At 62.2% G+C, this 21409-nt stretch carries 19 protein-coding genes; 8 read left to right on the top strand and 11 right to left on the bottom strand.

Going from position 1 to position 21409, the window contains the following annotated elements; all coding sequences use genetic code 11:
• Positions 1-126 precede the first annotated feature (126 nt).
• The 6 genes from WA904_RS06360 to WA904_RS06335 form a co-directional block, all read right to left on the bottom strand.
• Positions 127-1596, bottom strand: a complete 1470-nt coding sequence (locus WA904_RS06360) for an ABC transporter substrate-binding protein (RefSeq protein WP_425196287.1) — start codon at positions 1594-1596, stop codon at positions 127-129.
• A 78-nt stretch (positions 1597-1674) separates the two neighbouring features.
• Positions 1675-2004 (bottom strand): ferredoxin FdxA, encoded by a 330-nt coding sequence (gene fdxA / locus WA904_RS06355; RefSeq protein ID WP_425196286.1) that lies wholly within the window; start codon positions 2002-2004, stop codon positions 1675-1677.
• On the bottom strand, positions 2001-2987 hold the full coding sequence (locus WA904_RS06350; RefSeq protein ID WP_425196285.1) for a HEAT repeat domain-containing protein: 987 nt from the start codon (positions 2985-2987) through the stop codon (positions 2001-2003). Before WA904_RS06350 ends, fdxA begins: the two co-directional genes overlap by 4 nt.
• A 10-nt stretch (positions 2988-2997) precedes the next feature.
• Positions 2998-3231, bottom strand: a complete 234-nt coding sequence (locus WA904_RS06345) for a 4Fe-4S dicluster domain-containing protein (protein WP_077595317.1) — start codon at positions 3229-3231, stop codon at positions 2998-3000.
• A gap of 24 nt (positions 3232-3255) precedes the next feature.
• Complete coding sequence (locus WA904_RS06340) at positions 3256-4986, bottom strand: fumarate reductase/succinate dehydrogenase flavoprotein subunit (protein ID WP_425196284.1); 1731 nt, start codon at positions 4984-4986, stop codon at positions 3256-3258.
• 14 nt (positions 4987-5000) lie between these two features.
• Positions 5001-5741, bottom strand: a complete 741-nt coding sequence (locus WA904_RS06335) for a GntR family transcriptional regulator (protein WP_425196288.1) — start codon at positions 5739-5741, stop codon at positions 5001-5003.
• A 417-nt stretch (positions 5742-6158) separates the two neighbouring features.
• On the opposite strand from WA904_RS06335, the gene WA904_RS06330 reads away from it, so the two are divergent.
• From WA904_RS06330 to WA904_RS06320, 3 genes are all read left to right on the top strand, one after another.
• A complete protein-coding gene (locus tag WA904_RS06330; RefSeq protein WP_425196283.1) occupies positions 6159-7496 on the top strand; it encodes an NAD(P)/FAD-dependent oxidoreductase in 1338 nt (445 codons plus the stop codon).
• A 60-nt stretch (positions 7497-7556) separates the two neighbouring features.
• On the top strand, positions 7557-9992 hold the full coding sequence (locus WA904_RS06325; protein WP_425196282.1) for a UvrD-helicase domain-containing protein: 2436 nt from the start codon (positions 7557-7559) through the stop codon (positions 9990-9992).
• A gap of 318 nt (positions 9993-10310) precedes the next feature.
• Positions 10311-10676, top strand: a complete 366-nt coding sequence (locus WA904_RS06320) for a hypothetical protein (RefSeq protein ID WP_425196281.1) — start codon at positions 10311-10313, stop codon at positions 10674-10676.
• Here the strand turns inward: WA904_RS06320 and WA904_RS06315 are convergent.
• The gene (locus WA904_RS06315) at positions 10669-11826 is read right to left on the bottom strand and encodes an ABC transporter substrate-binding protein (RefSeq protein ID WP_425196280.1); all 1158 of its coding nucleotides are present in this window, start codon (positions 11824-11826) and stop codon (positions 10669-10671) included. The two genes, WA904_RS06320 and WA904_RS06315, sit on opposite strands and share 8 nt — an antisense overlap.
• 184 nt (positions 11827-12010) lie before the next feature.
• On the opposite strand from WA904_RS06315, the gene WA904_RS06310 reads away from it, so the two are divergent.
• Positions 12011-12847, top strand: a complete 837-nt coding sequence (locus tag WA904_RS06310; protein WP_425196279.1) for an IclR family transcriptional regulator — start codon at positions 12011-12013, stop codon at positions 12845-12847.
• Between the two features lie 147 nt (positions 12848-12994).
• Positions 12995-13465 carry a tetratricopeptide repeat protein gene (locus tag WA904_RS06305; protein ID WP_425196278.1) on the top strand — a complete coding sequence of 157 codons (471 nt, stop codon included), beginning with the start codon at positions 12995-12997 and terminating at the stop codon, positions 13463-13465.
• A gap of 75 nt (positions 13466-13540) precedes the next feature.
• On the opposite strand, the gene WA904_RS06300 is transcribed toward WA904_RS06305, so the two are convergent.
• The 4 genes from WA904_RS06300 to WA904_RS06285 all read right to left on the bottom strand — a co-directional run bounded on the left by WA904_RS06300 (position 13541) and on the right by WA904_RS06285 (position 16594).
• On the bottom strand, positions 13541-14260 hold the full coding sequence (locus tag WA904_RS06300) for an iron dicitrate transport regulator FecR (RefSeq protein WP_425196277.1): 720 nt from the start codon (positions 14258-14260) through the stop codon (positions 13541-13543).
• Positions 14257-15045 (bottom strand): BPSS1780 family membrane protein, encoded by a 789-nt coding sequence (locus WA904_RS06295; RefSeq protein WP_425196276.1) that lies wholly within the window; start codon positions 15043-15045, stop codon positions 14257-14259. The genes WA904_RS06300 and WA904_RS06295 overlap by 4 nt, the downstream gene beginning before the upstream one ends.
• A gap of 154 nt (positions 15046-15199) precedes the next feature.
• Positions 15200-16189 (bottom strand): homoserine kinase, encoded by a 990-nt coding sequence (locus WA904_RS06290; RefSeq protein WP_425196275.1) that lies wholly within the window; start codon positions 16187-16189, stop codon positions 15200-15202.
• A 33-nt stretch (positions 16190-16222) separates the two neighbouring features.
• On the bottom strand, positions 16223-16594 hold the full coding sequence (locus tag WA904_RS06285; protein ID WP_425196274.1) for a hypothetical protein: 372 nt from the start codon (positions 16592-16594) through the stop codon (positions 16223-16225).
• A gap of 64 nt (positions 16595-16658) precedes the next feature.
• Between WA904_RS06285 and polA the strand changes: the two genes are divergently transcribed.
• The 3 genes from polA to WA904_RS06270 all read left to right on the top strand — a co-directional run bounded on the left by polA (position 16659) and on the right by WA904_RS06270 (position 21355).
• On the top strand, positions 16659-19490 hold the full coding sequence (gene polA / locus WA904_RS06280; protein WP_425196273.1) for a DNA polymerase I: 2832 nt from the start codon (positions 16659-16661) through the stop codon (positions 19488-19490).
• 22 nt (positions 19491-19512) lie between these two features.
• Positions 19513-20421, top strand: coding sequence for a helix-turn-helix transcriptional regulator (locus tag WA904_RS06275; RefSeq protein WP_425196272.1), 909 nt, complete (start codon positions 19513-19515; stop codon positions 20419-20421).
• A gap of 139 nt (positions 20422-20560) precedes the next feature.
• Positions 20561-21355: a fumarylacetoacetate hydrolase family protein gene (locus tag WA904_RS06270; RefSeq protein ID WP_425196271.1), complete on the top strand. Its 795-nt coding sequence runs from the start codon at positions 20561-20563 to the stop codon at positions 21353-21355.
• Positions 21356-21409 lie beyond the last annotated feature (54 nt).

Genomic DNA, 21409 nt, shown 5'->3' with positions numbered 1-21409 from the left:
GTTTGACAACCTCGGCCAGATGATTCTGGGCCACGGCCGGCTCGGCCGCGACCCGGGTGGCAAAGGTTTCTGCGTCCTTGACGCTGCGCAGTGGGGCACTGGACATGGTGGGCTCCGGCAAACCGCTCAGAAGGGGGCTGACGCGATCGTCAGGGCTTCGCTGTAGTTGGCTAGCTTGCCGCCTATCTTGGCTGCATGACTCTCGGCGTCTTTCTTCAACAGGAAAGGCACGATCACCGGTTTTTTGGCGTCGCTAGCATTGATGGCGTAGAAGGCCTTGTCGGCAAACACCTTGATACCCAGGGCGTGGTCGATGAGGTAGGCCACACGGATCTTCTTGCCTGAACCTTCAAGCTTGGCGATGGCGCCCAGCGTGCACAGCGGCGAGGCGTGCGGCTCCACACCCGCGCCGTCGATCCATACTTCGCCAGCTTCCTTGGGCCGCGCGACGGAGGTCTTGCACAGCTTGTCGGTGCCGGTGATGTCGAACGCCGCCATCGACTGCTTTTGCGCGTCATAGTCGAGCTTGACCTGCTTGAATGCCTCGCGCACGTAGGTTTCGTTGACCCAGGCGTTGATGTCGAGCGGTTTGACGCGTTTGAGCTCGGTGAGCACGCCGTGGCCGATCTTGATGGTGTCGAGCCAGCGCGGCTTGATCGTCGGGTCGAGCGTATGGATGCCACCCGGGCCGAGGTAGAGGTAGGCCACTTCCTTCTCGATCTTGGTCCATTCTTCCACCTTGGTCGCGGCGCGCACCGGGTCTGCCTTGAGCCAGGCATTGGCTTCCATCAGCGCGCGGATGTAGGCCACCACCACCTCGGGGTATTGTTCGGAAAAATCCTTGCGCACGATCACGCCGTGGAAGGTGGGTACATTGGTTTGCACGCCGTCGAAGATCTTGCGGGCGAAGCCGCGGTAGGGCAGCAGGTCGGCGAAGGGTACGAAGTCGGCATGCGCGTCGATCTTCTTTTCCTGCAGGTTGGTGGTGCCCACTTCTGGGCTTTGGCTCACGAGGCTGAAGAAGTCGGGCGGCAGGTTGCGTGACTGCAGCGCCTGCAGCACCATGCCGTGCGCCGCGGAGCCGAAAGGCACCGAGACGACCTTGCCCTTGAGGTCGGCGAACTCGTAGTAGGGCGAATCCTTGTGCACCACGATGCCGTTGCCCGAACCGAAGGCGTTGTAGGCGATGGTGGCGATGAGCTGGGTTTCGTTGCCCGGCTGCGACTGGCCGGTGGCGCCCGCCACCAGCAACGGGTAGTCACCCATCATGCCAATCTGCAGTTTCTTGGCCATCATGCCGTTGATGATTGGCGGGCCCGACGTGGCGTTCTGCCAGTCGAGCTTGAATTCGATGTCCTTGTACTTGCCGGTCTTGGGCAGGTACTTTTCGATCAGCTTCATTTCCTTTAGCACCACACCACCGGTGACGGTGTTGGTGGTAGTGTTCTGGGTGCCGATGCCGATGGTCACCACCTGTTTGGCCTGGGCCGCGGCCAGGCCGGGTAGCAGTGCAAGGGCCAGCAGCAGGGCGGGTCGCCAGCGCGGCAGCGCAAGCTTGGCATGTAGGGACGAAAGGGCAGGAAGGTAAGAAGTCATCATGATCTCCAGGCTGGTTTCACAAGTCCTCGGGTTTGGTATCGCAAGTTCGGTACCACGTCTGTCTCCTTCGGCGAATCAGGCGCTCTCGGTCAGCAGCGCTCTTTTGTCATGTCGGCTCGCCCAGTCGTCGGCATCGGGCAGCGGCTCGCGCGGCTGGGTGATCGGGGGCCACTTCGCGGCCAGTTCCGTGTTCAGTGCCAGGTATTCCAGTTGCCCGGCGGGCAGGTCTTTTTCCTCGACGATGGCCTCGACCGGGCACTCCGGAATGCAGACGCCGCAATCGATGCAGACCTGCGGGTCAATCACCAGGAAGTTCGGTCCTTCGTGAAAACACTCCACAGGGCAGACGGCCACGCAGTCGGTGTATTTGCAGCGTATGCAGGCTTCGGTGACAACATGGGTCATGGCAGGTCTCCCGTTGCAATGGCTCCGCTCATCTGGATGCTGGTCAGGGCCAGCTTGGCGAGCTTGCGTACATCGGGGTCGCTGTCGTGAAGTGCACGCTCCAGGTGCGTGATGGCCCGCGGATCACCGACTTCGCCGAGCGCAATCACCGCCTCCTTGCGAAGGTTGCTGACCGCATGCTGGAGGGCCTGGCAGAGCACTTCGACACCGCCCCTGGCCTTGAGTTTGCCCAGGCTGCGCGCCGCCTTCACGCGGACCTGCCAGTACTCATCGTCCATGGCGCGCACCAGGTCCGGGACACCCAGTGCAGAACCGAGCTTGGCAAAAGTGGTGGCTGCCTCCTCGCGCACCTGCCAGGCCAGGTCGGTGAGGGCGCGACTCAGTGCCGGTTGGACGCTGATCTCGGCCGACTCGCCGGCATAACCCAGTGCGCCCACGGCCACGCGGCGGACTTCCGGATCCGGATCGTGGACGGCGCCCTGGGTCAGGGCGCCTATGGCCTGCGGATTTTTCAGGTAACCCAGCACGCCTACGGCAGCGCGCCTGACCACGGCGTCTTCATGTTGCAGCGAGTGCAGGGCCGGTTCGAAAGCCTGGCTGACGCGCAAGGCGCGTACGGCGTGCAGCGCGGCGGCGCGCACGCCAGGATCGGTGTCCACGAGATAGGGCAGCAGCGGGGTGGCCGACGCCGGTTGTTTCAATTCGGCCAGGGTGTAGGCGACGGCCTCGCGCACTTCGGCGGAGCTGTCCTTGAGCAGGGGCACCAGTTGCGCCAGCACTTCGGTTTCCTCGAAACCCTCCAGGGCTTTCGCGGCTTCCAGCCGGACTTGCGCATCCGTATCGGCAAGGGCCACGGTAAGCAAGGGGGCAACGTCGTCTTCCTCGTCGGTATAAGGCAGATCGATCACGGCGATCCGGCGCACGCCCGCATCAGGGCTGCGCAGTCGTTCATGGATGCTGGCGGGGGTGGTCATGGCATTCATGGTCGGCACCTCAGCGCACCAGGTAGGGAATGTTGACGTGTACCGCGCCGGTGGGGCAGTCCTTTTCGCAGGGCATGCAGTACCAGCATTCGTCGAACTTCATGAAAGCCTTGTTCTTCACCAGATCGATGGCCAGGACGTCCAGCGGGCAGACATCGACACAGACCGTGCAGCCCTTGTCGGCAATGCATTTGTCTTCGTCAACAACAACGGGGGCCTGGGTGCGGGTGATGGCGATGGTCATGGGTGTTTCTCCTGGTGGTTGGGTTCAGGCGGCCTGGGCGGGACGAGCGACGCGCAGGCGCTGGTAGGCGGACTTTTCCTGCTCGTTGAGTTCGACCACGTAGGGCTCGATGGCACGCTTGCGGAACACGGCGTTGCCTTTTGCGTCACTGGTGACATTGGTGTGGCAAAACCAGTTTTCGTCGTCTTTTTCCGGATGGTCCACACACAGGTGGTACAGGCCCCAGCGGCTTTCGGTGCGGAACAGGGACGCACGGGCCGCCAGTTCGGCACAGTCGCGGATGGTGTGGGCTTCCATGGCGCGCATCAGTTCGTGCGGGTCGGCGGCAATCATGGAGTCGAGGTCTTCGCGGATCTCGTCGAAGCGCTGCAGGCCGATTTCCATCTTGCGCGTGACCTTGGGCGGCTGCAGGTAGTCGTTGACGATGCGGCGGGTCTTGTATTCCACCTGGAAGGGCGTGAGGCCCTCGCTGCGCGACAGGGGCGCCAGCACGCGCTCGCGTTCGACCTGTACCTTGTCCTGCTCGAAGCGCGGTTGGTCGATACCCGACACATAGTCGGCAGCGTTTTCCCCGCAGAACTTGCCATAGACAAAAGCGCCCAGCATGTAGTTGTGCGGAATGCTGGCGCAGTCGCCTGCGGCGTACAGCCCGGGGATCGAACACTCGCCTTTTTCGTTGGTCCAGATACCGGAGGCGCTGTGGCCGCTGCAAAAGCCGATCTCGGAGATGTGCATCTCAATCATGCTCTTGCGGTAGTCCGTGCCTCGTCCTTCATGGAAGCGTCCGCGGCTGGGCCGCTCGTTGGTATGCAGGATGTGCTCGATCTCCGAAATGGTTTCTTCCGCCAGGTGGTCGAGCTTGAGAAACACTGGGCCCTTGCCGCCCTCGAGTTCATTGAAGAACTCCATCATCATCTGGCCGCTCCAGTAGTCGCACTCGATGAAACGCTCCCCCGCATTGTTGGACGTGTAGCCGCCGAACGGACCTGTCACGTAGGCGCAGGCCGGTCCGTTGTAGTCCTTGATCAGCGGGTTGATCTGGAAACATTCCAGGTTGGTCAGCTCGGCGCCCGCGTGGTAGGCCATGACATGGCCTTCGCCGCTGTTGGTGGGGTTCTCATAGGTGCCGAACAGGTAGCCCGAAGCCGGCAGGCCCAGCCGGCCGGCAGCACCGGTGCTGATCACGACCGACTTGGCCTTGATGACATAGAAGTCCGCAGTGCGGCAGTCGAAACCCATGACCCCGGCGACTTCCCCGGACGGGCCGGTGAGCAGTCGGGTGATCACCACGCGGTTGGTGATCTCGACACGCGCCCGCTTGAGCTGCCGGTACAGCACGCGTTTCATGTGATGGCCTTCGGGCATGGGTAACACATAGCTGCCCAGGTGGTGCACCTTGCGTACCGCGTAATCGCCGGTTTCGTCTTTCTCGAACTTGATGCCCCACTTGTCGAGCTCCTCGATCATGGCGAAGCTGTTGGTGGCATAGGCGTACACACCTTTCTGGTCCACCACACCGTCGTTGGCGACGGTGATTTCCTTGGTGTATTGCTCGGGTGTCGCATGGCCGGGAATGACGGCGTTGTTCAGTCCGTCCATGCCCATGGAAATGGCGCCACTGCGCTTGACGTTGGCCTTGTCCACCAGGAGGACACGCAGTTTCGGGTTCTTTTCCTTGGCTTTGACAGCCGCCATCGGACCGCCGGTGCCTCCTCCGACCACCACGATGTCGTATTCGAGTTCAATCGTTTTCATGTGTGCCTTTCGGTTCAAACGTGCTGGACAGGAACGCGATCGACGCGAACCCGGTACTGGAAGGCGTCGCCGCGGTAATAGAGGTGTTCGTAGTCCACCGGTGTGCCATCGCTGGTGTGGGTGGTGCGCTCGATGACCAGAACGGGTGAGCCTTCTTCCACGCGAAGCTGAGTGGCCAGGTTGTCATCCGCCAGAGTGGAGCCGATCTGCAGATCAGCGTGGCCGAGCGACAGCCCATAGTCGTTTTCGAGAATCACAAACACATCGCGTGTGGCGAGGTCTTCCCTGGCAAGCCGGTTGCCCAGAGCGGTCGGCAGGTAGGTGACGTCCAGAGAAATCGGCTCGCGGTTCAGGAAGCGCAGCCGCTGCAGTTCTGTGACGCGTGCTCTTTTCGGCAGCTGGAGCCGCTCCTGTACCTGAGCGGAGGGCGTGACGTTGCGAATCGAAACAACGCGTGCGAAGGTCTCGTAACCCATCTGGCGCATCGCTTCGCCAAAGCCCTGCAACCGGCCCAGGTCCTGGAAGGCCTTGGGCTTGGAGACAAAGGTGCCCTTGCCGTGCATGCGGAAGATCAGGCCTTCGTTCTGCAGGTCGTTCAGTGCCTGGCGCACCGTGATGCGGCTCACGTTGAAGAGCGCCATCATTTCGCTTTCCGAGGGCATCTGCTGATGCGGCTGGTAACTGCCGTCGAGAATGCGCGCCCGCAGGATGTCCTTGATCTGTGCATACAGAGGCGTGGGCGACTCGGGCTGCATGACCGCTTCAGCCGGACGTTGCTGGCTTTCCGGGACCGCGTGCAGAGGGGTGTTGCGAAGCCTGGGGTTCATGGGGGCACCAACTTGTTATGACAAGTTATGCTGAGCAAAAGCCATGCCAGCCGAAACAGGCCTTTCCGCGTCTTCCGGTAGCTATAAAGGTGCAAAAACCGGACGGTGCGCAGAATGGAAACGCCGGGCTGTGCAATTGCGGTGCATGCCCCTATATGTCTGCACAAAAATACAACTGTTGGGGCCACGGCAAAGGTTCGAGCAATCGCTGATGTATATAAATGAGCGGTTTCGCTTGCGCGGCTGCGAAAGTTTGTGCCCTCATCGGCGTGGTGGTACCCTGCGGGTCCTCTTGTCGTTGCGGGCGTGAGCTGCGCATGTGTCTGTATCCAACCGGCTTTTTTCATGAACGAAACCCCGATTCCCTCCTGTGACGTGCTTGTTGTGGGTGGCGGCCCCGCCGGCTCCACCGTTGCGGCCCTGCTTGCCTCCCAGGGGCGTGACGTGGTGCTGCTTGAAAAAACGCACCATCCCCGGTTTCACATCGGCGAATCGCTGCTTCCGGCCAATGTGGAGCTTTTTGAGCGCCTGGGAGTGCGCGATCAGGTGGACCGTATCGGCATGCCCAAATGGGGTATCGAGTTTGTGTCGCCCGAACATGCGCATTGCAGCTACATCGAATTCGCCGATGCCTGGGACAAGTCGATGCCCTCGGCCTGGCAGGTGCGGCGTTCCGAGCTGGACGAGTTGCTTTTTCGCAATGCGGCGACGCGCGGGGCCAAAACGCTGGAAGGCTGCACCGTGCGCGATGTGAGTTTTGACGCAGAGGGCGCCACGGTCCAGGCCGAGATGGACGATGGTGCGAAACGCAGCTGGCGAGCCCGCTTCGTGGTGGACGCTTCCGGCCGCGATACGCTGCTGGCGAACAAGCTGCGCAGCAAAGCCAAGAGCCGCGAACACAACAGCACGGCGCTGTTTGGCCATTTCACCAACGTCGAGCGGCTGGAAGGAAAACGCGAAGGCAACATCAGCATCTGCTGGTTCCCGCACGGCTGGTTCTGGTTCATTCCGTTGGCCGACGGCACGACCAGCGTCGGTGCGGTGTGCTGGCCGTATTACCTGAAGTCGCGCGAGAAGCCGCTGCGCGAATTTTTCATGGACACCATCGCGATGGCACCGGAGCTGAAACGCCGCCTTGCCAAGGCCACGCTGGTCGATGACGCAGTGCACGCCACCGGCAATTTTTCCTACAGCAGCACCCACGCCACCGGCGACCGCTACCTGATGCTGGGTGATGCATACACCTTCATCGACCCGATGTTCTCGTCGGGCGTGTACCTTGCAATGCACAGTGCCTTCGATGGTGCCGAACTGGTGGCGACCGCGCTTGACCAGCCGGCCGACCTGCCTGCGGTGCGCAAAAGCTTTGAGGCCATGATGCGCAAGGGGCCGAACGAGTATTCGTGGTTCATCTACCGCGTGACCAACCCGACCATTCGCGAGATGTTCATGCATCCTGCCAACCCCTTGCGCGTCAAGGAAGCACTGCTGTCGCTGCTGGCCGGAGACATTTTTGGCAAGACGCCGTTCTGGGGTCGGCTGCGGGTGTTCAAGGCGATTTATTACGGCATTTCACTGGCGAATTTCCGCCGCACCTGGGCAGGCTGGAAGCGCCATCGCATGGCCATCCGCGATGTGGGCGCGCTCAAGGGCGAGACCATCCTGAAGACGGACGGCAGCTAGGCGCGTCAGGGCTGATGCCGGCGCGCGGCGCCGGGGCTGGTGTTCTTTCTACAATGGGGGATGTCCCCAGAAGTCCCCAGCTCCCCTCTCCTGCAAAACCTCAATCCGGAGCAACTCGCAGCGGTCACGCTGCCCAGCACGCATGTCCTGATCCTGGCCGGCGCCGGCTCCGGCAAGACGCGTGTCCTGACCACCCGCATCGCCTGGCTGCTGCAAAACGGCTACGTGTCGCCCGGCGGCATCCTGGCAGTGACCTTCACCAACAAGGCCGCCAAGGAGATGCTGACGCGCCTGTCGGCCATGCTGCCGGTCAATGTGCGCGGCATGTGGATTGGCACCTTCCACGGCCTGTGCAACCGTTTTTTGCGCGCGCACTACAAGCTCGCCAACCTGCCTTCCACCTTCCAGATTCTTGACACGCAGGACCAGCTTTCGGCGATCAAGCGCCTGTGCAAGCAGTTCAACATCGACGACGAACGTTTCCCGCCCAAGCAGCTGATGTGGTTCATCGCCGGCTGCAAGGAAGACGGCCAGCGTGCGAAAGATGTCGTGGTGCGCGACGAGGAGACGCGCAAGAAGGCCGAAATCTATGCGCTCTACGAAGAGCAGTGCCAGCGCGAGGGTGTGGTCGATTTCGGCGAGCTGATGCTGCGCAGCTATGAGTTGCTGCGCGACAATGCGCCGGTGCGCGAACATTACCAGCGGCGGTTTCGCCATATCCTGATCGACGAGTTCCAGGACACCAACAAGCTGCAGTACGCCTGGATCAAAATGCTGGCCGGGCAGGGCGATGATGCCGTGTCAGGTGTGGGCGCCATGCCGGGTGGTTCGGTGATTGCCGTGGGCGACGACGACCAGAGCATTTACGCTTTCCGCGGCGCGCGTGTCGGCAACATGGCTGATTTTGTGCGCGAGTTCCACGTCCAGCACCAGATCAAGCTGGAACGTAATTACCGCAGCTTCGGCAACATCCTGGATTCAGCCAACGAGCTGATCAGTCACAACAGCAAGCGCCTCGGGAAAAACCTGCGTACCGAGGCCGGCCCGGGCGAACCGGTGCGCGTCTTCGAGGCCACGTCCGACTTTGCCGAAGCGCAATGGTTTGTCGATGAAGTGCGGCAACTGGTGCGCGACGGCACGGAGCGCAAGGAAATTGCGCTGCTCTACCGCAGCAATGCGCAAAGCCGGGTCATGGAGACCGCGCTGTTCAACAACGGCATCCCCTACCGCGTGTATGGCGGCTTGCGCTTTTTCGAGCGCGCCGAAATCAAGCATGCGCTGGCCTACCTGCGCTTGCTGGACAACCCGCATGACGACACCAGTTTCATGCGTGTCGTCAACTTCCCGCCGCGTGGCATCGGGCTGCGCAGCATCGAGCAGCTGCAGGATGTGGCGCGCGCTTCCGGCTGTTCGCTGCACGACGCCGTCAGCGCCGTGCCCGGCAAGGCCGGTGCCAACCTCGGCGCCTTTGTCGCCAAGCTGGACGTGCTGCGCGAGCAGACGCCGGGTCTGAGCCTGCGCGAAATCATTGAGCTGGTGCTGCAGCACAGCGGCCTCGAGGAACATTACAAACTCGAGAAGGAAGGCCAGGACCGGCTTGAGAATCTGGGTGAGCTGGTCAATGCCGCCGAGTCCTTCGTCAGCATGGAAGGTTTCGGCCGCGACGCGGTGGCCCTGCCTGTCGATGAACTCGGTGCGGCGCTGTCGCAGTCGCCGGCCAGCCAGGGGCTGGACCCATCCGCGCCACTGGGGGACGAGCCGCTGCCAGAACTGCTGGCGCCCGACCAGGAAACCGGTGAAACCCTGTCGCCGCTGGCCGCCTTCCTGACGCACGCCGCGCTCGAATCCGGTGACAACCAGGCCCAGGCGGGCCAGGACGCGGTGCAACTGATGACGGTGCATTCGTCCAAGGGGCTGGAGTTTGACTGCGTGTTCATCTCCGGACTGGAAGACGGCATCTTCCCGCATGAAAACTCCCTGAGTGATGCGGGCGGCATCGAGGAAGAGCGCCGGCTGATGTATGTGGCCATCACGCGCGCGCGCCAGCGCCTGTACCTCAGCCATTCGCAGACACGCATGCTGCACGGCCAGACCCGCTACAACCTCAAAAGCCGCTTCTTCGACGAGTTGCCGGAGGCGGCACTCAAATGGATTACACCGAGAAACCAGGGCTTCGTGCAGGCCTATGGCGGCCAAGGAGGTGCCTGGAATGCTACGAATTCAGGAGCTGGCAGCGCCCGTGGTGATTGGGCTAAGGCCGCTTTTGCTTCAAGGAGTCAGGGGGGTGACCGGTTTCCCAACCCGGCGGTGCCGGTGCAGCGCGACGCACCGGCGCACGGGCTGAAGACCGGCATGAACGTGTTTCACGCCAAGTTCGGCGAAGGCCGGGTGATGATGCTCGAGGGCAGCGGCGACGACGCCCGGGCACAAATCAATTTCACGCGGCATGGTGTGAAATGGCTGGCCCTGAGCGTGGCCAAGCTCACGGTGGTTTAGGGACCTTCTGCATAACTTTCGCCATGCGCGTTCGGGTCCACAACGGGATGATTTGCTCGCCAACACCATGCAGCGTGTGCTGAAGCACACGCAAGGGATTTGGTGAGGAAAGCGCCCGTTTTGGTCCGAACCCGAAGGGGCGTGGTTTTGCGGGCGATCCGCTTCGTTACACAACCAGGCAAGGCGTGCAGCCTTGCCTTGGGTTTTGCGCCTTGCGACTCATCCCGCAAAAGCCTCGCCGCGCTCGGCGCGAGTTATGCAGAAGGTCCCCGCAGTTAAGATGGCGCAAACCCGATCAACCGCTCCGAGACGACAACCATGAACGAGACAGAGACAAGCCAGGCAGCGGACGAAGCCACCGTCGAGGTCAGCCACCAGGACTTCAAGACCGGCCTGCCCATGGGCCGTTTCCGACTGATCGTGAACCCCGAGCGCGCGCAGAAATATATCAAGCACCGGCTGTTTGTGATTGGCATCTCGCTGCCGCTTCTGGGCATGGGTGCGGCACTGGCCCTGTCGGGCCATGTGTGGTGGGGGTTGCCGCTGGTGCTCACTGGCGCCTTGCTGCCCCGCGTCATCAAGGCGCATGCCGCCAGGATCCTGCTGCACCTGGCGCTGCATGATGCCAGGACCTACCGCGAAGCGATCGCGTACGAAATCCTGGAAGTACGTCGCGCTACCTGAGCAACCTGCCGTCGCGGCCGATCACGGTCACTTCGACAAATTTCGAGCCGACGTGGTTTTCCGGCGAGAAACTCACCTTGAAACCTCCCACGTCATAGCTGTTCATTTTTTCGAGCTGGCTGATGATCTTGGCGCGCGTTGGATCGGCGCCGCTGCGGCGTATGGCTTCCACAAGAATCTTGGCTGCGATGAAGGACTCCATGCTGGCGTAGGAAACCACCTTGTCCGGCTGGTATTTGGCCATCAGGGTCTGGAACTCGCGGGCCACCGGCGCCAGCGTGGAATACGGGTAGGGCATGACTTGTGAAATGCCAATGCCGCGGGCGTTGTCCTCGCCGGCGTTTTTCAGCAGCTCCTTGAAGTTCACCACCGAGATGCTGAACAGCCGTGCCTTGCTGCCTTGGGCCCGCATTTTCTTGATAAAGGCCGCTGAGGCCCGGTTGACCGACACCATGATGATGGCGTCCGGATTGGCCGGGGCAATGGCGGCCACCGCTGCATCAACTTCTTCTGGTTTGGTGCGATCATAAGCGCCCGTGGCTACGGCTTTCATCCCGAGTTTTTGCATCGCGCTTTCGGCGCCCACCAGGCCACTTTTGCCAAAGGCATCGTCCTGGTACATCACGGCGAAGCGGCGCAGGCCGATGGTGTACAGGTGTTCCACCATGCGCGCGGTCTCGTCGGTGTAGCTGGCCCGGATGTGGAAAATCTGCGGGTTCATCGGTTCGCGCAAATCCTTGGCGCCGGTATAGGGTGCCAGCAGGGCGATACCCGCTTCCTCGAGCACCTTGTTCTTGTTCAGGGCCAGCACATTGCCGGTGCCGACAAAACCGAACAGGGCCAGCGGCTTGTCTTCGGCAAGCAACTGGCGCGTCAGGGCCAGGGTCTGGTCGGGTTTGTAGGCGTCATCCTTGAGGGCAACGCGGATCTTGCGGCCGTAAATGCCGCCGTTGTCATTGACATAGGCGAAATACGCTGCGCCGCCCGCCACGTATTCGTTGCCGGTTCCGGCAATCACGCCGGTCAGCGGCGCCACCTGCCCGATCACCAGATCCTCGCGCCCCGGCGCCGCGTGCCCGGACAGGGCAAACGACAGCAGAGTGGCAAAACCCAAGGCCCTGGCCATGAGATGAATCGTCTTGTTTTCCATTAGTTTTCCTAGTTAATTAACATTACTTACTGTTCTGCATTGCAGAACTATCTATTTATTCAACTATCGCGATTCTGAAACAATCAGACACATTTGCACTTATGGATTTCCCGTGTTGTGGGGTTAAACAGACTATCTGGTGCCACAATTGTTGGACTTTTTATTCCGCAATGCAGAACTGATAATGTCTCAACCTCTTGTTTCCAGCAGACCCGTCGTCCGAACGGCCAGCCTCGTTCATGCGAAGGAAGATCGCCACTTTGTGACAGCATTGGCACGCGGACTAGATGTGCTCAGTGCTTTTCGCTCCCGCGACCGGACCTTGGGCAACCAGGAACTGGCACGCCGTTGCGGCCTGCCCAAGTCAACGATTTCGCGTTTGACCTACACGCTGACCAAACACGGTTATCTGGAGCATGCGCAGGATGCCAATGGCCATGCCGGTTATCGCCTGGGCAGCGCGGTACTCGCGCTGGGCAGCGCCATGCTGGCGCGCATGGACATGCGGCAGCTCGCCAGGCCGCTGATGCAGGACCTCGCTGACAGCTCGCAAGCCATGGTGTCGCTGGGCATTCGCGACCGCCTGAGCATGATTTACGTTGAAAACTGCCGCAGCGAATCCGCACTCACGCTCAGCCTGGATGTCGGTTCACGCATCCCGCTGGCCAGTACAGCGATGGGCCGCGCCTACCTGTGCGGCTGCTCGGACAACGAGCGTGAGGCCCTGCTCGAGCGTATTCGCGTCCAGGACGAGAAGGCGTGGCCTAAAACCCGCGAAGTGCTGGAGCTGGCGCTGACACATTACCGCGATCACGGCTGCTGCGCGTCTTTTGGTGATTGGCAGAAGGACGTTAACGCCATTGCTGCTGCATTTCGGCCTGCAGGTGGACGCTCCGTCATGGTGGTGAACTGCGGCGGTCCAGGGTTTAATCTTTCGCCGCAATTCCTGATGGCAGAGGTGCGGCCGCAACTCGTGGCGCTGGTTAGGCGGCTGCAAAACGCCTCTGGCGAAACGTTTTAGAGCAGGGCCCATGCCTGCGCCTGCTACGTCATGGTCAGCGCCGCCAGGTGCCTTCTGATTCTCGAAAATCGTGACATGATGCCGCGTCCAGTTGGCGTTTCCCGGCGTTTATCAGTCGGCACCAACGCCTTTTTTGGGAGACTTGCGATGAACATCAAGCTTTTGTTTCTTGCCCTGACGGCCTGCACTGCTGTGGTCCACGCCGCCGACACCCCTGGCAGCAACCCCAGCGCGCCGCGCACGTCAGTGAGCGACCGCCTGGGCAACGCCCGCACGGCCATTGAAGCGCGGGACTGGAACCGGGCCATGTCCGAATTGACCACCGCCGCACGCGAAGAGCCGCGCAACGCCGACGTTCACAACCTGCTGGGTTACAGCTACCGCAAGCGCGCCACGCCCGACATTACGAAGGCGTTCGAGCACTACTACACGGCGCTCAAACTCGACCCCCGGCACAAAGGGGCACATGAGTACATCGGACAAGCCTATTTGATGGAAAAGCGCCCGCTGGAAGCGGAGAAACATCTGGCCGAGCTGGAAAAAATCTGCGGCAACAAAACCTGCGAAGAATACGCAGACCTCGCCAAGGCGATCATGGAGTACAAGGCGAAGAACTGAGCCCGAGGTGGACAGACCCGCATGCGGCGCTGGAAGGCCGCTTGCCGGGCTGGCATTCTCAAGGCGCGGCCTGGCTCAATACGTCATCCTGCCGCTGCCGTCCTTGGTGCCTTTTCGGCCTGCGATCTGCCAGGCCGTGCGCTGGTCCACCAGCCGGGCCAGGAATTCCAGCTCTTCGTCGGTGTGGTTCAGGGCCTGGGCCGGGGACAGGTAGAGGCCGTCCCTGGGCTCGGCATCGGCCCAGAACGACTGGTGGTATTGCGCCTGGGACAGCTGTTTTTGACCGCTCGCGCCCAAATCCACCGTGCCATAACAGTTGCAGAAATAGTTGCGGTTGCCCCGGTCCGCAAAAATCTCGGCATACACGCCGGTGCCGCGTATGCCTGCAGTCAGTGTCGGCATGACAATGGAGCGGTTCACACCCTTGCCCCAGACGCTGGCCACGGCGCCCGTCAGCAGGCGCAGCAGGCTGACCGCATTGAGCGTGGCACCGCGTTCCACCGACAGGCGCGAGTTCTGGCGTACCTGGAAGGCCGAATTGCCGATCACGAACACCAGGCTGGCGCCCGGTCCGGTCTGGATCTCGTCGCCGGTCTGGATCGCTTGTTGCGGGCTCAGGCGGTTGCCGTTGATGGTTGCATCGCCGTTCAATTGCACGATATTGCTGCGCTGCTGCGCGAGGGCGGCCGGCAATCCGCCCATGGCCACCCAGGCCGCCGCGGCCTTGAGCGCGTCACGCCTCTGGAACCACAAAATTTCTTTTTCTTGCCGGCCTTGCAGCAGGTGCTGTGTCATGGCGTTTCTCCTGGGGTGGGGTTGTTGTCGGTGTTGTCAGGATCGTCGGTCGGGGAAGCATCAAAACTGTCGCGGAAGGTGAAATAAAGCGAGGTCGAAAACATGGCGGCCATCAGCAGTGCGGCCGGCATGAACAGTGCGGCCGCCGCCTCGGGGCTGGCCAGCAGGCCGGCAAGCAGGCTCACGGCCAGGCCGATGACCATGAGCACCGCCATCCAGGTGAGGCCGAACACCACGTAGGCGCCGGCATTCCTGAAACAGACGACGGCACTGAAAAACAGGCTCTTGACCGGTGTCACGCCATGCCAGTGCACCAGGGCGGGCGCGTGCCAGAACAGCACCGAGACCGGCAGGTACAGGGCCATGATCATCAGCATCGCACCCTGCATCTCGGGGGCGAGGGCACTTTCCCGGCTGACCGGCACCTCGAAAAAAAGCGGCACCACGGAAACAATCAGCAGGCAGGCCGCCGCGTACAGGAAGCCCAGAACCATCATGGCACGGCTGCGCTGCTGGCCCGCGCGGAAGGCGCTGACCAGGATGGCGGGCATGGGGAAGCGACCCTTGGTGGCTTCCAGCGTGGCCGCCATCAGTCCCAGTGTGGCGGCCGGCACGATGGCCAGCGCCAGAACCACGCCAACGAAGGGAATCAGCGACGCCAGCGTGGCCGCCGCCATGTACATGAAAAACAGGCCGGCCAGCGCCAGCGGCTGCTTGAAGAAGGTTTGAATGCCGAGCTTGACCCATGTGACGCCAGTACGTGCGGGAACGATGTTTAGTTTCATTGCGTGAGTTGCATGTTGGGGGTTCAAGCCTGTTCAGGCTCGGTCAAAAAGGCTAAAAAAGGCTGACTCGGTGAACAATTTAACGCCGGCAGGGCAGTTTGCTTCAAAAACGGCGACTTGCCGGTTTTCTGCGCCCGGTAGCTCGTCCACGGATTCAGGAGGCCAGGCCGCAGGGATGGGCTACCCGCTGGCGCAGCACCCGCTCGAAATGACCGGGGTCATGCGCCTGCAGCAGGGCTGCCTCGCGCGGCAGGTAAAAGTCCCACAGCCGCGAAATCCAGAAACGCAGGGCGCCCGCACGCTGCATGGCCGGCAGCAGGCTGCGCTCCTGCGCGGTAAGCGGTCGCACGGCCTGGTAGGCTGTCAGGAAGGCGCTGGTCCGAGCTGCGTCGCGTTCACCGGTGGCCAGGTCCACGCACCAGTCGTTGAGGCTGACGCCGATGTCGAACAGCAGGGCGTCCCAGCCGGCGAAGTAAAAATCAAAAAAACCTGTGAGATGCAAATCGCCGCCGTCAGCGTCGAACATCACGTTGTCGCGGAACAGGTCGGCATGGACCGGCCCGCGCGGCAAGGCCTGCCAGGCCGAGGATGCCGCCACATGGTTCTGGTAGGCCAGTTCGGACAGGATCAGGCTGGCCTGTCCGGCACTGAGGTAAGGCAGCACCACCGGCACTGTCTCGTTCCACCAGGGCAGGCCGCGCAGGTTGGCTTGCTGGCGCGGGAAATCTTGCCCCGCCAGGTGCATGCGCGCCAGCATGCCGCCCACGGCAGCGCAGTGGGCAGGCGTGGGAGCTAGTTCGCTGCTGCCGCGCAAACGATCCACGACGGCGGCGGGTTTGCCCTTGAGCCTGTGCAGGATGTCGCCGGGCTGGCTGCCCGCGTCTGCCGTCACGGCGGCGTGCGGTTCGGGCACTGGAATGCCGCGCTGCGCGAGGTGTTTCATCAGGTGCAGGTAAAACGGCAACTGCTCAAACCCCAGGCGCTCAAACAGGGTCAGGACGTAACGGCCCTGGTCGGTGTCGGCGAAATAGTTGGTGTTTTCAATGCCGCCCGAACAGGCGTCCAGGGTTTGCAGCTTGCCCAGTCCGAGCGAGTGCAAAAGAGGGGCGGCCTCGTCGAACGAGACTTCGGTGTAAACGGCCATGCCTGGGGCTGAAACTGGAACTGAACGAAAAAACTAGAACTTGAGAACGTTCCAGACACGGCTGCCGGTGGCACCGGCGCCTGATTTGGACGGAGCCGTACCGCCGCCCTTGGTGGAATCCGACGGCAGCACTTCATAGGCCGGCACATTGGTCTTGGGCTGTACCGTGATGCTTTGCGTTTCACCCCCGACGCGTACTTCGTCGATCCGTGAACCGGCGTCTTCGGTGCGGATGCGCTGGATGGCGGCATCCGGCCGGCGGCTGGCCGGGTTGGTGCCGGGCTCCACGGCGACAGGGGCCGGTGCCGGGGCCGCAGCGGGTGCAGCTGTCTGGGCCAGGGCCGGGACGCAGGCCAGCACAGAGGCGGCAGTGGCGAGCAAAAGGGAGCAAAAGGGGTGTTGCATGCCTGCATTGTAGGGGGCCGGAACCGCGGTGGATAGAGCCTGCAAAACGGTGACAATTGGCGCCATGAGCACCGACAAAAAAACACTTCTGCTGGTGGACGGCTCCAGCTATCTGTACCGCGCCTTTCACGCCATGCCTGATCTGCGCGCCGATCCGGGCGACCCTGCCAGTCCTGCCACAGGCGCCATCCGCGGCATGGTCAACATGATGCAGAAGCTGCGCAAGGATGTCCGGGCGGACTACGCGGCCTGCGTGTTCGATGCCAAGGGTCCGACTTTCCGCGATGCGCTCTACCCGGAATACAAGGCTCAGCGTTCGCCCATGCCCGACGATTTGCGCAGCCAGGTCGAGCCCATCCATGAAGTGGTGCGCCTGCTCGGTTGGAAGGTGCTGGACGTGCCCGGCGTGGAGGCTGATGACGTGATCGGCACCCTGGCCTGCATGGCGTCGCAGCAGGGCATCGAGGTCATCATCTCCAGCGGCGACAAGGACCTGAGCCAGCTGGTGGACGAACACATCACCGTCATCGACACCATGAACGATCGCCGGCGCGACCTGGCCGGGGTCGAGGCTGAATTTGGCGTGCCGCCGCGGCTGATGGTGGATTACCAGGCACTGGTCGGTGATGCGGTCGATAACGTGCCCGGCGTGCCCAAGGTGGGCCCCAAGACGGCGGTGAAATGGCTGCTCGAATACGGTTCGCTGGATGCGCTGGTGGAGCGTGCCGGCGAGATCAAGGGTGTGGTCGGGGAGAACCTGCGCCAGTCGCTGGAATGGCTGCCCAAGGGGCGGGAGTTGCTGACCATCAAGAAGGACTGCGACCTGGTGGATTACATCGCCGGCTTGCCTGCTCTTGAATCGATAGCAATTGGCGCCCAGCATACGGAGGGTTTGAAGGCTTTTTACGAGAAGTACGGTTTCAAGGGGTTGGTCCGGCAGATCGATATCGAAAGCACGCCGCCGGAGCTGATCGGCGGACCCGAGGGGCGGCACAAGCCACCGCCTCCGGGCGGTGCGGGCGGCAGGGCGGACTCGCCGGGACTTTTTGACGAGGTGCCCCTCGTCGACACGCCGTCGGCCGGGCGTGCCAGCAACCTGAACTACGACACGGTGCTCACCTGGGAAGCCTTTGACGGCTGGCTGGCGAGGATCGAGGCGGCCGAATTGGTCGCGCTGGATACCGAAACCACGTCGCTCGACGAAATGCTTGCGCAGATTGTTGGCCTGAGTTTCAGCGTCAAACCGGGCGAGGCCGCCTACATCCCGCTAACGCACGACTACCCTGATGCGCCGGCGCAGCTGCCGCAGGGCGAGGTGCTGGCGCGGCTCAAACCCTGGCTGGAAAACCCGGCCAAAGCCAAGCTGGGACAACACGTCAAGTACGACCGTCATGTGTTTGCCAACCACGGCATCGAGGTGCAAGGTTACGCGCACGACACGATGCTGCAGAGTTATGTGCTCGAAGTGAACAAGCCGCATGGCCTGGCGAGCCTGGCCGAGCGCCATGTCGGACGCAGCGGCATCAACTACGAAGACCTGTGCGGCAAAGGCGCGCACCAGATCAAGTTCAACCAGGTGGACATCGCCAAGGCCGCCGAATACTCCTGCGAAGACTCCGATCAGACCCTGGACGTGCACCGCGTGCTCTGGCCGCGGCTGCAGGCCAATGACAGGCTGCGTTTCATCTATGAGCTGGAAATCAAAAGCAGCGAAGCCCTGTACCGCATCGAGCGCAACGGCGTGCTGATCGACGCGCCCATGCTGGCCAGACAAAGCGGCGAGCTCGGTGTACGCATCCTTCAGCTCGAGGCCGAAGCGCACCAGCTGGCGGGCCAGCCTTTCAACCTCGGAAGCCCCAAGCAGATCGGCGAAATTTTCTTCACCAAGCTGGGCCTGCCGGTCGTCAAGAAAACCCCCAGCGGCGCGCCGTCCACCGACGAGGAGGTCCTTGAAAAACTGGCCGAGGACTACCCGCTGCCGGCCAAGATCCTGGAGCACCGCGGCCTGTCCAAACTCAAGGGCACCTACACCGACAAGCTGGCACAGCTGGCCCACCCAAGGACCGGCAGGGTGCACACCCACTATGCGCAGGCGGTGGCCATCACTGGCCGGCTGTCGAGCAATGACCCCAACCTGCAGAACATTCCGGTGAAGACCCTGGAGGGCCGGCGTGTGCGGGAAGCCTTCGTGGCACCCGCAGGCAGCGTGATCGCCAGTGCCGACTATTCGCAGATAGAGCTGCGCATCATGGCGCACCTCAGCGGCGACGAAGCGCTGCTGTCCGCTTTTGCCCAGGGCCTGGACGTGCACCGCGCCACCGCTGCCGAGGTGTTCGGCGTGGCCCTGGAGCAGGTCAGCAGCGAGCAGCGCCGTTATGCCAAGGTCATCAACTTCGGTCTGATCTATGGCATGAGCAGTTTCGGCCTGGCGCGCAATCTGGGCATCGAGACCAAGGCCGCCGCGGCCTACATCGACAAATATTTCCAGCGTTACCCGGGCGTGAAGAACTACATGGAGCAGACCGTGGTGTTTGCCCGCGAGAACCACTTTGTCGAGACCGTGTTCGGCCGACGCCTGTACCTGTCGGAGATCAACGGCGGCAACGGCCCCAGAAAAAAGGCAGCCGAAAGGCAGGCCATCAACGCGCCCATGCAGGGCACGGCAGCCGATCTGATCAAGCTCAGCATGGTCAAGGTGCAGGACGTGCTCGATGCTGAAAAACGTGCCACCAAGATGATCATGCAGGTGCACGATGAACTGGTGTTTGAGGTACCCGAGGCCGAAGTCGAGTGGGTGCGCACTGAAATACCGCGCCTGATGGCCGGGGTCGCAGAGCTCAAGGTGCCGCTGCTGGCCGAGATTGGCATCGGGGCCAACTGGGAAAAAGCGCATTGAGCGCGGGTGCCGCCGCCGACGCATGACAGACATCAAGACCTACGGGATGTCCGAGCGGGCCGACCACCTTGACTTCGACATCCGCTCCCAGCTGGTTCGGCCGCCGCTGGCGCGCCCGCACCGGCACGAATATTTCCAGATTCAGGTGAGCCTGCAGGGCGACACGAAGCAGAACGTGGCCGGTACGGTGCGGCCGTTCCGGCGCGGCTACCTCAGTTTCATTCTGCCTTACCGCGTGCATGTGATTCCGCATCCCGAAGGCTCGCGCTACGTCATCATCAACATGTCGCAGCAATTCCTGCGTCCCGGCCTGGATGTGGACCCGCTGGACCTGGAAGACGTGCCGCTGAGCCGCGCGCCTGAGCTGGCCCCTTTCCTGTTTCAGGAATATGCCGATTTCTGGTTCACTGAAGAAGAGTTCCCTGAAGTCGAAGCCCTGCTTGACAAGCTGGCCTTTGAGAATGCCCATCGCCGCTTCGGCTCCATCGAGATGATCCGCGGCCTGATGCTGCAGCTGATTGCGCTGGTGTGCCGCAAGTTCGAAGCCGACCTGCTGCGTTTTTCTGCCAGCCAGGCGCAGCAGAGCAGCCGGCGCGCCAGCCTGCAGCGCGCGGTGCGCTACATCCGCGACAACCTGGCGGGCGAAATCACCCTGGCCGATGCCGCCGCCGCGGCCTTTCTGTCTCCCAATTATCTGGCGCATCTGTTGAAGAAGGAAATAGGCAAGACCTTCACCGACCTGGTGACGGAGCGCAGGCTCGAGTTTGCGCAGGAACAGCTGGCGCACAGCACCCAGCTGATCGCCAGTGTGGCTCATGCGTCGGGATTTGCCGATGAAGCTTATTTCGCGCGCCGCTTCCGCCAGCGTTTCGGCATGAGCCCGAAGGCCTACCGCGACAGCGTGCGGGCAAAAATTTCAGGCGCCGCCTGAGGGAAGTGCGGCGTCCGCACGGGTGCCGCCGGGGCTTCTTTGAATCGTCCGGTGAATGCGTAAATGCGTCTGCCCGCGTGGTGGACATGCGGCTTAAGCTGGCTGCTCGACATTTCACGACCACTCCAAGGAGACAACCATGACCGACATGAACAAACGCGGACTTCTGCAATCGGGCGCATTGATGACGGCAGGCGCCATCGCCGGCTGCGCGGCACCCGGCACGGCGGCCAATGCACCGGCCACGCCTTTTTCGGTAGCCGACACCTACGTGCCGATTGCCGGCAGCAGCGAAATGTTTCCGGTGCGCCGGATTTATTGCATAGGGCGCAACTATGCCGCGCATGCGATCGAAATGGGCTCGGATCCCACGCGCGAGCCGCCTTTCTTTTTCCAGAAACCCACCGATGCCATCCAGACCGTGCCACCGGGGCAGGTGGCCGACCATCCCTACCCGACATTGACCAAAAACTATCACTACGAGGTCGAACTGGTGGCGGCGCTGTCCAGGGGCGGGCGCAACATTCCCATGAGCCAGGCACTGGAGTGTGTTTATGGTTACGCCGTGGGCCTGGACATGACACGCCGCGACCTGCAGCGCGGCATGGGCGACCAGAAAAAGCCCTGGGAAATCGGCAAGAGCTTCGACCGGTCGGCGCCCATCGGACCCATCCACAAGGTGGCGCAGACCGGCCACTACACCAAGGGCGCCATCTGGCTCAAGGTCAATGGACAGACCAAGCAGCAGGCCACGCTGAATCACATGATCTGGTCGGTGGCCGAGCAGATCTCGAAGCTGTCTGAAGCGTTCGAGCTGTTTCCGGGCGACATCATCTATTCGGGCACGCCGGAAAATGTCGGGCCGGTGGTCAAGGGCGACGTGATCGAATGCCATATCGACGGCCTGCCCGAGCTCAGCATCAAAATCGTCTGAGCCGCCGTACAGGGCAGGCACGGCGCAGGGCTACGCCTGTATTCCCTGCGCCGG

Source organism: Polaromonas sp. (genome assembly GCF_049790275.1).
Lineage (GTDB): Bacteria > Pseudomonadota > Gammaproteobacteria > Burkholderiales > Burkholderiaceae_C > Polaromonas.
This window is presented reverse-complemented; position numbering and strand designations above follow the sequence as displayed.